A 10029-nucleotide genomic window follows, 5' to 3' on the forward strand; every position below is an offset into this window, starting at 1 on the left:
TGTCGTTCCGAAAGGATACCGCATCGGCCTCAGCGTGCGCGGTACGGATTACAGGTGGCAGGCCAGCACCGGAGCCAGGCTCTCCAATTTCAAGAATGAACTGCTTGGATGCGGGCCGTTCCTGCACGACGATCCGCGCGACCGGCCGCGCAAGATCTTTGCGGGAACGACGACATTGCATCTCGACCGGCAGGGGAGCTGCCAGCTGTTGCTGCCGGTGATTCCCCAGCGTTGAGGCACGACGATTTTAATACGGCTACCCGTTTCGCTTCTCGCAATGACGATTCAGCGAAACTTTACCTCGCGCCAGGCGGCCGCATCGGAAATTCGCCTCTTATTGCATGCTGACCAGCGTCAGATCGACGAACCATGACTGTGGCGAGATGAAACCCTTGACCTTCGGGCTCATGGCGCGCGGATTGAGGTCGTGAACAATGTAGAGCCAGGGCGGATTGTCGACCAGCCGCTCGTGCGCCTTGCGAAAGGCGCTTGAGATCACGGCCGGATCGCTGGCCTCGGCCAGCGTCGGCAATGCTTCGTCGAAAGCTTCGTCCTTCCATTGTTCGAAATTGAATCCGTTCGGCGAGAAGTTGGCGGAGGAGAAATACCGTGCCATGACGCCGACATCGGAGGAGGGCGATGATACGTTGAGCACCATCGCGCCTTTCAGGTTCGGACTGTCGGGGGTCGCGCGCGCGGCGTTGAGCAGGATCTGCCATTCCACGACGTCGAAGGTGACGTCGACGCCGCAGGCCTCCTTGAGATTTTGCTGGATGAACTCGTTCATCGGCAGCGGCGACATCTGTCCCGAGCCCGAGGTCGAGATCATTGCCTTGAAGGCGAGCGGCTTGTCTGGCGTGAAGCCGGCTTCCGCGAGCAGCTTCTTGCCTTTGGCCGGATCGAAGGTATAGCGGTTTTGCGGCGAGCCGAAATTCGGGTCGCTGGTTTTCAGCCATCCTACCGAAGGCTCGGCGGTACCATTGAGCAGTTCCACCAGCGCGGCGCGGTCGACGCAATAGTTCAGCGCTTGCCGGACACGGACGTCCTTGAACGGGCTGCCAGTCGCGCCGATGTTATAGAACCACGGCCAGACGTGCGGGTAGGAGCCGGTGGTGATGGTGAAGCCGGAGGCCTTCAGCGAAGCGATACCGTCCGCCGGCGGCACCTCGATCCAGTCGACCTGCCCGGAGCGAAGCGCCGCCAGCCGCGTATTGGCCTCGGGTATCGGCATCAGCACGACGTTGTCGAGTTTCGCCTTCTTGTTCGGATCCCAGTAGCCATCCCAGCGCGCAAGATCGACTTCCTGGCGTGGCACGACCTTGGTGATGCGGAAGGGGCCGGTACCGGCGGCGGGCAAGGTCGCGACCTTGGTCCAGTCCCGGCCGGCCTTCTCGAAGGATGCTGGCGAGGTGAAGAGAAGATAGACCGCCATATACGGGAAATACGAAGCAGGCTTGGTCGTGGTGATCGCAACCGTCGCGTCGTCGATCTTCTTGTAGGAAGCGAGCAGCGGCGCGCGGGCGCGCGAGATCGCTGAACCCGGAAGCTCGTATTGCGGACTGTCGTTCTTGAAGTAGCGATCGAGATTCCAGATCACGGCATCGGCGTTGAAGTCGGTGCCGTCGTGGAACTTCACGCCCTGACGCAGGTGAAAGATCCAGGTCTTGTTGTCGTCCGGCGCCTGTTCCCATTTTTCGGCCAGCCCCGGCCTCAGATCGGCGAGGCGCTCGGTGCCGGCGAGATCCCACAGCACGAGCCCTTCGAAAATCGGATAGCCGAGAAAGCGCATGCCTTCGAAGCCGTTGTTCGGCATGCCCGTCGTCGTCGGAATGTCGGAAGCCGTCATCGCAATACGAAGGGTGGTTTCGGCCTTTGACGGCAAGACAAAGAGCCCCGTCGCCACAGCCGCGGCAACAAAAGTCCGGAAAATGCGCATCTGCCTCACCTGTCGTCCTGGGAGAATATGCAGGCGCGATGCAAGTTGCGGACCAGATCTGTGACAAGCGCGCGCGATGCGGCGCCGGTCAGCGCTGCCGCCGAATGCCCTTAAAAATGATAGTCTTAGCCGCGCCGTTTGATTCGATAACGGCGGCGATGCGTGCGCCATCGAGGGGGTTTCGTCCTTGTCTGCTCAATGGAAAAGCGCGTCCGCGCGGACACCGAACCTCGCGCGATTGCAGCGGCAAGCCATGGGCGCGCTCCAGGACGGCCATCTCGAAAAGGCCGAAAAGCTGTTCACGGCGATCCTGGAATATTGTCCAGATCATTTCGATACGCTGCACTTGCTCGGCTACGTCAAGCTTCAGCGCGGCAAAAATCTCGAGGCGGTCGGGTTTCTCGCCAAAGCGGTGAAGGCCAACGCGGGCTCGCTCGACGCGGCGTCCAATCTCGGCCTCGCGCTTCACAATGCGGGACAATTCGCAGAAGCCATCGCGCAATATCGCAACGCGCTGGCCTTGTCGCCGCGTCATCCGGAGATTCTCTATAATCTCGGTAACGCCTTTCTTGCCCTGGATCGGATTACGGAAGCGCTTGCAAGCTATGACGAGGCGCTGGTGCATAATCCGTCGCATGTCGGCGCGCGCGTCAACCGCGGCAACACGTTGTTGCGCTTCAACCGCCCGGCGGATGCGCTTGAAAGTTACGAGCAGGCGCTGGCGCTGATGCCGGAGCATCCGCAGATCCTGACTAATCGCGGCCATGCGCTGCGCCGGCTCGACCGGCCGCAGGAGGCGCTCGCAAGTCTGGCGGCGGCGATCGGGAAAAGCCCGGATTTTCCCGAGGCGCATTTCGAACTCGCGTTGGCTCACCTGACGCTCGGCGATTTCGGCGCCGGCTGGAAAGCCTATGAGTGGCGCTGGAAAACCAATGCGTTTGCCGACAAGCGGCGCTCGTTCCGCCAGCCGCAATGGCTTGGCGACGTGTCACTTGCGGGCAAGACGGTCCTGCTGCACGCCGAACAAGGCTTTGGCGACACGCTTCAGTTCATTCGCTATGCACCGCTCGTCGCAAGCCGCGGCGCGCGCGTGATCTGCGAAGTCCAAGGTGAACTGACGTCGCTGTTGTCGCAGTTCGAAAATCTCGAGATCGTCGCCAAGGGAGGTGCGCTACCGCCCTTCGACCTGCACTGTCCCTTGATGAGCTTGCCGTTCGCCTTCGGCACCGAGCTTGCGAGCGTCCCGGCGCAAATGTCTTACCTCAAGGCGCCAGCGGATCGCCTGGCGCATTGGCGCGAGCGGCTGGGCGAGGGCGGCCCGCGCGTCGGCTTCGTCTGGTCCGGTTCGTCGGCGCACAAGAACGACGCCAATCGTTCGATCCCGCTGGCAAAACTCAGCCGGCTGCTTGCCGAACTGCCGCTGAGATGCGTCAGTCTGCAACGCGAGCTGCGCGAGGCTGATCGGGAGAGCTTGCGGGGTTTGCCAGATGTGATCGATCTCGGCCCCGAACTTGCCGATTTCTCCGACACGGCCGCCGTGATCTCGTTGCTCGACGTCGTCGTTTCCGTCGATACGGCTGTGGCGCATCTGGCGGGCAGCCTGGGCAAGCCGGTCGTGATTCTGCTGCCGCACGCGGCAGATTTCCGCTGGCTGCGGGGACGGGACGACACCCCCTGGTATCCGAGCGCAAAACTGCTGCGGCAGTCGGCCTTTGGCGACTGGGACGGCGTCATCGCCCGCCTCGCCGGTGAATTGAGCGGCCGGGCGGGATGAACCCCGTTAGGGTTTCGTTAACCACGTCTATTTACTGATTGGTGAGGATTGCGGCCGGCCATTGCCCAGGACGGGCGCTGGCCGCAAGGAGCACCTCATGACCGAGCAGATTCACCTCGTAGTGGCGACACCCTGCTTCGGCGGTCAGGTCTCCACGCTTTACGTCAATTCGATCTTCGCTCTGCAGCGCGCCGTGCGTTCGCTCTCGAACGTGCGGCTCAAGGTCGAACTGCGCGACGGCGATGCGCTGATCACGCGCGCCCGCGCCAATCTGATGACATCGTTTCTCGATGATCCAACCGCGACGCATCTTCTGTTTGTCGATGCCGACATTGGATTCACGCCGGAGCAGGTGTTTCGCCTGGTCGAATCGGCCGCCGATGTCGTCGCCGGTCTCTATCCGATCAAGCGCGTCAACTGGGAGAAGGCGAAAGCCGCGATCGAGGCAAGGCGGTCGAACGTGCCGGCGGCCTCGCTCGACTATGTGCTCGAACTCAACGATCCCGACCACGTCGCCGTCGTCAACGGCTTTACGCGCGTGCGTTATGCAGGGACGGGCTTTCTGATGATCCGACGCCACGTCTTCGAGAAGATGTGCGCGCATCCGGATTATGCGCCGCTGCAATTCGTCCGCGAGCATTCGCACGATGCGCTGCTTGGAAGTCCAAACCGCTTCGCATTGTTCGAATGCATGATCGATCCGGCGACCGGCACCTATCTCAGCGAGGATTTCGCGTTCTGCAAGCGCTGGACCGACATCGGCGGCGAGATCTGGGCCGATCTGCAAAGCTGCCTCGACCATGTCGGACCCTCGGTGTTCCGGGGCAATGTCGCTTCCCAATTCGCAAGCCCGGCTCAGGCGAGCGATGCGGCCTGAAGCGGGCGGCGCGTCTTCACGCCGAACCGGCATTTCCCGGCAGCCTTGCGCCGAGTGCATCGGTCTTGCCAGGCTGACGCGCGCCGCCGAGGCCGGACACGATCTTCGTCCATTATGGCGGCGGTTGATCACGAGACTTCTTGATGGCTCGATCGAAGCCGGCGAGGGGCTCGATCTTTCCGTGATCGCGCAGCTGCTCGGCGACAAGCAAGCTGGGCTTGCGATCCAAGAGACCATCCTTGGCTCGCATCAATTGTTCCGTTCGCCCTGCACGGCGAGGCCGCCGCATTTGCGTGTTCTGGCGCTCGCAGCCGCGACCGACATCGGGAGCAACACGCCGATCGAATTCCTTCTCGAAGGCAGCGGCATCGAATTGACGACACTCTACGTCCTGCCCGATATGGCGTGGCCCGACTGGTTGCCTCCACATGATGTTGCGATGGTGGTTGCCTCGGACTCCGACGATTGTCGCGCGGCACTCGACAAGATCGTACACGCTGCACCCAACTGGCCGCGGCCGCTGCTCAATCTGCCTGGTCTGATTGGCCGCCTCGATCGTGACAAGCTTCCTGGCTTGCTCGGCGGTGTCGAAGGTCTCGAGATTCCGCAGACGGTCTGTCTGACGCGCGAGCAGCTTGCGGGACTTTCCCGATCGGTGCTCGCGCTCGCCGAGATCGCGCCCGATCTTGCCTTTCCTCTCATCGTCAGACCGCGCGGTTCACACGCCGGCAAAGGTCTTGCGAAGTTGGACGATGCGCTCGCCATCGAGCGCTATCTCGCCGAAAGGTCGGAAGAACTCTTCTTCATTTCCCGCTTTATCGATTATCGAAGCGACGACGGGCTGTTTCGCAAGGCCCGCATCGCCCTGATCGATGGGCAGCCCTACGCGGTTCACCTTGCCATCGCCGATCGTTGGGACATCTGGTACATGAATGCGCAGATGGCGGCGAGTGCGGACAAACGCCGCGAGGAACAGGCGTTCATGCAGACGTTCGATGCCGGTTTTGCGCAGCAGCATCGCGCGGCATTGTCAGGCCTTGCGAAGCGTATCGGGCTCGATTACTTCACGATAGACTGCGCGGAAACCAGAGACGGATCGTTGCTGATCTTCGAGGCCGACAATACGGCGATCGTCCACGACATGGATCCGCCCGATGTCTTTCCGTACAAGGTGCCGCAGATGCGAAAAGTGTTCGATGCGTTCGCCGCACTGTTATATCGCCGCGCCGGACGTGCAAGCGAGGCGGCGGCGTGACGAAGGTGCCGGCCGAACCATCTTCGAGCGTCGGGCCGAGCGAAACGCTCGATCCGGCGGCTTGGGACGATGTGCGTGAACAAGCCCATCGCATGCTCGATGAGGCCATCGATGCCATCGCCAATATCAGGGAGCGGCCGGTCTGGCGCCCGATCCCGGACGATGTTCGTGCGCGATTTCGCCGCGAACTGCCGCGCCAGCCTTCAGAACTTAGCGATATCTATCAGGAATACGCCAAGTTCATCGCGCCCTATGCGACCGGCAACGTTCATCCCGGTTTCATGGGATGGGTGCATGGCGGCGGCAATGTGATCGGTATGCTCGCGGAAATGCTGGCGGGCGGACTAAACGCCAATCTCGGCGGCCGCGATCACATGCCGATCGAAGTCGAACGCCAGATCACGGAATGGACGCGATCGATGCTCGGCTTTCCGGAAGGCGCGAGCGGCATCTTCGTGACGGGCACGTCGATGGCCAACCTGATGGCCGTGTGGGTGGCGCGCACCGCGGCGCTTGGCGCTTCGGTGCGGCAGCACGGCGTTGGCGGCGAAGGCAGCATGCTGACGGCCTACACGTCGAACGCGGCGCATGGTTGCGTGTCCAAGGCGATGGACCTTGCGGGCTTCGGCACCGACGCGCTGCGCTGCATGCCGGTCGATCGTTTGCATCGCGTCGACGTCGAGGCGATGCGTGCGCAGATCAAGCGCGATCGCGAGATCGGCTTGAGGCCGTTCCTTGTGGTCGGGTCGGCCGGCACGGTCGATGTCGGCGCGATCGACGATCTTGCAGGCTTGAGCGCGTTATGCCGCCAGGAGAAACTCTGGTTTCATGTTGACGGGGCTTACGGCGCACTCGGCGTTCTGTCGCCGGCGCTGGCGCCGCGTCTTGCCGGTTTGGAAAGCGCCGATTCTGTCGCGCTCGATTTCCATAAATGGGGGCAGGTGCCGTATGATGCGGGCTTTCTGCTCGTCCGCGATCAACAGCGTCATCTCGATGCCTTTGCGGCGCCGGCGGTCTACCTGCGGCGCGAGACGCGCGGTCTTGCGGCGGGCTCGCCATGGCCGTGCGATCTGGGTCCCGATCTGTCGCGAGGTTTTCGCGCGCTGAAGACCTGGTTCACGCTCAAGGCATTCGGCACCGAGAAACTGGGTGCGATGATCGAGCGTACCTGCCGCCTGGCGCGTTATCTCGAGACCAGGATTTCAGCGGAGCCGCGGCTCGAGTTGATCGCGCCGGCGCAGCTCAACATCGTCTGCTTCCGCTATCGCGCTGACGATGCCGACCGCGTCAACAGCGAGATCGTGATCGATATCCAGGAATCCGGCGTCGCCGCGCCATCGACCACGAAGCTCGATGGCAAGCTCGCGATCCGTGCAGCGATCGTCAATCATCGCACCGACACGTGCGATATCGATGCACTTCTTGCTGCGGTGCTGGAGTTCGGCGCGCGGCGATCGACGGAAGATCACGCGGCCTAGCGCCTGCTTTATTCTATTCAGGAGATCGTGACGTCTAGGCGGCTTCGACAGCGGCGCCTTGCTTCTCGCGGGCTTCGTCCAGCAGCTTCTTCTCGTAGGCGACGAGCTTCTTTGCTTCCTTCAAGGCGTGATAGAGTTCGCCGTTGAGGATGTTGGTGTTGATGCTTTCGATCAACGGCCACGTCGTTGGTGCGACGGTGACGAGATCGCGCACGAGATTGAAATAGGTGCTGTGATTTTCGTGCGGGTCCGGCGAAATGTACATCAGCTGGACCGCCAGATAGATCAGTTTCGCCGGCGTGTCGGCGGTTTCCGGCGTCAGAATGTCCTTTTCACGCAGGATCGGAATCTTGTCGCCGTCGATCAGAAGCCGGGCGCGTTGATCGGTATTGGTGATCACGCAGTTGCCGATGATGATCCGTTCGTGCGGCTTGAGCTCGACCTTTAGCGCCATCTCTGTTCTCCGCTGTCGGCTGTCGTGTTGGATCGGGTGTTGGAATGTGCGCGATCAAGTGTCGACGATGCACCTGCAATCCACGCGAACGATCTTAGCAATAAGCAGTCTTTCGGACTTATGGTTAACAGCCGGTAAACGGAAATGAATCGGTGGGAAAGTTCATTATTATCAATGAGGTGATTTTGGCGGCAGGGTCGTGAGAGCCCTGTTTCCAGTCTTGGCTCCGAGTCGGCGGTCGAAATTGCCCAGATTCAATTCATGTTTTGTTAGACGGCTTGCTCTCACTGTGCCGCGGTAATCCGGCCTGAACGGTCGGATGTCATGCGTAAACCAGAAAGGTACACTTATGTCCGGTATTGTTCTCTCCGCTGCAGTTCGTCAGAACCTTCTTTCGCTTCAGGGCACCGCCGCGCTCCTGGCCACCACGCAGAACGCTCTGGCCACGGGTAACAAGGTCAACTCGGCGCTCGACAATCCCACCAACTTCTTCACGGCGCAGGGTCTCAACAACCGCGCTTCCGACATCGGCAACCTGCTCGACAGCATCGGCAACGGTGTGCAGGTGTTGCAGGCCGCCAACACGGGCCTGACCTCGCTGCAGAGCCTGGTCGATACCGCCAAGTCGATCGCCAACCAGGTGCTTCAGGCGCCCGCTGGCTATACGACTCACTCGACGTCGACGTCTTCGGCTGCCCTGACCGGGACCGCGGCTAACCTGACCGACGGCACCCTGATCAAGAGCGGCGAGGTTCTCTCCATCGCTGCCACTGGTGGCGGCACGGCGACCGCCTTCACCTTCGGCGCCACCACCACGCTGGCTCAGTTGAACACGGCTTTGGCGTCCAACAACCTGACCGCCAGCCTCGACAGCTCCAACAACCTGGTGTTCAGCACGACCAACGACGTGCTTTCGTCCACGATTGGTACGATTGCTCTTTCGGGAACCACCGGTTCTGTGACGTTCGGAGCTCCGACTGCACCCACCGCTGATGCGAGCTCTCAGGCGACGCGTGCCAGCTTGGTGTCTCAGTACAACAACATCATCACGCAGATCACGACCACTGCTCAGGATTCGTCCTTCAATGGTATCAACCTGCTGAATGGTGACAACCTCAAGCTGACTTTCGACGAAACGGCCAAGTCCACGCTCACCATCACTGGCGTCACTTTCAACGCGGCCGGCCTCGGCCTTGGCTCGCTGACCGCGGGCACGGACTTCCTGGACAACAGCTCGGCCAACGCGGCGCTCACCAAGCTCAGCGCGGCCAGCACTACGCTCCGCACCGAAGCATCCGCGCTCGGTTCGAATCTGTCGGTCGTGCAACTCCGTCAGGATTTCAACAAGAACCTGATCAACGTGTTGCAGACCGGTGCGTCCAACCTGACGCTGGCCGACCCGAACGAGGAAGCGGCCAACAGCCAGGCGCTGTCGACCCGCCAGTCGATCGCGACCTCGGCGCTGGCGCTCGCCAACCAGTCGCAGCAGAGCGTGTTGCAGCTGCTCCGCTGATCTTCTGCAAGAACGACCAAGCAAGAACGGCGGGGGAAACCCCGCCGTTTTTTTTGTCGCCGCGATCGGGAAAGCCGCCGGCGCAGGGTCCGCGGGTGGGCGCTCGGTAACCAGTCGTTAACTAAACAATTTAAGGGGGCGTTAACCATAATTTAAAGGAAGGCCCGTTAGATACCGCGGAGGTAAACGACGGAAGGCGCCTGATATGTCCGGCATTGTTCTCACCGCGGCGGTTCGCCAGAACCTGCTTTCGCTGCAAGACACCGCCTCGCTCTTGTCCACCACTCAAAATCGTCTTGCGAGCGGCAAGAAGGTCAATTCGGCGCTGGACAATCCAACCAACTTCTTCACGGCGCAGGGGCTCGACAATCGCGCCAGCGACATCAACAATCTGCTCGACGCCGTTGGCAACGGCGTGCAGGTGCTGCAGGCCGCCAATACCGGTCTCACCTCGCTGCAGAAGCTGGTCGACACCGCCAAGTCGATCGCGAGCCAGGTGCTGCAGACGACCACGGGCTATTCGCAGAAGGCTTCCGCGACCAGCCTGGCTCCGACCGGCGCAGGCGCGCTGGGTGTTTCCGGAACGATCACCGACCTGACCAACGCCGGCACCAATTCGCTCCAGGGCAAAACCTTCGTCTTCACGCCGACCACCGGGCCCGCGACCACGATCACGATCAGCAACGTGGTCGGTGCCGGCAACGTCAACTCGATCACCGCGTTCAATACCGCCTTGACGAAT

8 protein-coding genes and 1 pseudogene are annotated in these 10029 nt (G+C 61.6%); 7 read left to right on the forward strand and 2 right to left on the reverse strand.

Going from position 1 to position 10029, the window contains the following annotated elements; genetic code table 11:
- On the forward strand, positions 1–235 hold a 235-nt coding region (locus VFL62_RS06970), incomplete at its 5' end, for a hypothetical protein (RefSeq protein WP_414644634.1).
- Positions 236–334: 99 nt separating this feature from the next.
- Here VFL62_RS06970 and VFL62_RS06975 read toward each other — a convergent pair.
- Positions 335–1936 carry an ABC transporter substrate-binding protein gene (locus tag VFL62_RS06975; RefSeq protein ID WP_325171636.1) on the reverse strand — a complete coding sequence of 534 codons (1602 nt, stop codon included), beginning with the start codon at positions 1934–1936 and terminating at the stop codon, positions 335–337.
- Between the two features lie 253 nt (positions 1937–2189).
- Here VFL62_RS06975 and VFL62_RS06980 point away from each other — a divergent pair, with 253 nt between their 5' ends.
- The 4 genes from VFL62_RS06980 (at position 2190) to VFL62_RS06995 (ending at position 7320) form a co-directional block, all read left to right on the forward strand.
- Positions 2190–3710 (forward strand): tetratricopeptide repeat protein, encoded by a 1521-nt coding sequence (locus tag VFL62_RS06980; RefSeq protein WP_325171637.1) that lies wholly within the window; start codon positions 2190–2192, stop codon positions 3708–3710.
- A gap of 97 nt (positions 3711–3807) precedes the next feature.
- Positions 3808–4587: a hypothetical protein gene (locus tag VFL62_RS06985; RefSeq protein WP_325171638.1), complete on the forward strand. Its 780-nt coding sequence runs from the start codon at positions 3808–3810 to the stop codon at positions 4585–4587.
- Positions 4577–5842 carry a hypothetical protein gene (locus VFL62_RS06990; protein ID WP_325171639.1) on the forward strand — a complete coding sequence of 422 codons (1266 nt, stop codon included), beginning with the start codon at positions 4577–4579 and terminating at the stop codon, positions 5840–5842. Before VFL62_RS06985 ends, VFL62_RS06990 begins: the two co-directional genes overlap by 11 nt.
- Positions 5839–7320 carry a pyridoxal phosphate-dependent decarboxylase family protein gene (locus VFL62_RS06995; protein ID WP_414644635.1) on the forward strand — a complete coding sequence of 494 codons (1482 nt, stop codon included), beginning with the start codon at positions 5839–5841 and terminating at the stop codon, positions 7318–7320. The genes VFL62_RS06990 and VFL62_RS06995 overlap by 4 nt, the downstream gene beginning before the upstream one ends.
- A gap of 34 nt (positions 7321–7354) precedes the next feature.
- Here VFL62_RS06995 and flbT read toward each other — a convergent pair whose 3' ends face one another.
- On the reverse strand, positions 7355–7774 hold the full coding sequence (gene flbT / locus VFL62_RS07000) for a flagellar biosynthesis repressor FlbT (protein WP_325171640.1): 420 nt from the start codon (positions 7772–7774) through the stop codon (positions 7355–7357).
- 349 nt (positions 7775–8123) lie between these two features.
- On the opposite strand from flbT, the gene VFL62_RS07005 reads away from it, so the two are divergent.
- Entirely contained in the window at positions 8124–9287 is a 1164-nt protein-coding gene (locus VFL62_RS07005) for a flagellin (protein WP_325171641.1), read from the forward strand.
- Between the two features lie 205 nt (positions 9288–9492).
- Positions 9493–10029 (forward strand): annotated as a pseudogene (locus VFL62_RS07010) (flagellar protein); the annotation flags it as partial.

It is taken from the genome of Bradyrhizobium sp. (genome assembly GCF_035701725.1).
In the GTDB taxonomy this organism is placed as follows: Bacteria; Pseudomonadota; Alphaproteobacteria; order Rhizobiales; family Xanthobacteraceae; genus Bradyrhizobium.

Excerpts from the sequence above, each read along its gene's own strand:
- VFL62_RS06975 (WP_325171636.1), bottom strand. The coding sequence starts at position 1,936 with ATGCGCATTTTCCGGACTTTTGTTGCCGCGGCTGTGGCGACGGGGCTC.
- VFL62_RS06980 (WP_325171637.1), top strand. The coding sequence starts at position 2,190 with ATGGGCGCGCTCCAGGACGGCCATCTCGAAAAGGCCGAAAAGCTGTTC.
- VFL62_RS06985 (WP_325171638.1), top strand. The coding sequence starts at position 3,808 with ATGACCGAGCAGATTCACCTCGTAGTGGCGACACCCTGCTTCGGCGGT.
- VFL62_RS06990 (WP_325171639.1), top strand. The coding sequence starts at position 4,577 with ATGCGGCCTGAAGCGGGCGGCGCGTCTTCACGCCGAACCGGCATTTCC.
- flbT (WP_325171640.1), bottom strand. The coding sequence starts at position 7,774 with ATGGCGCTAAAGGTCGAGCTCAAGCCGCACGAACGGATCATCATCGGC.
- VFL62_RS07005 (WP_325171641.1), top strand. The coding sequence starts at position 8,124 with ATGTCCGGTATTGTTCTCTCCGCTGCAGTTCGTCAGAACCTTCTTTCG.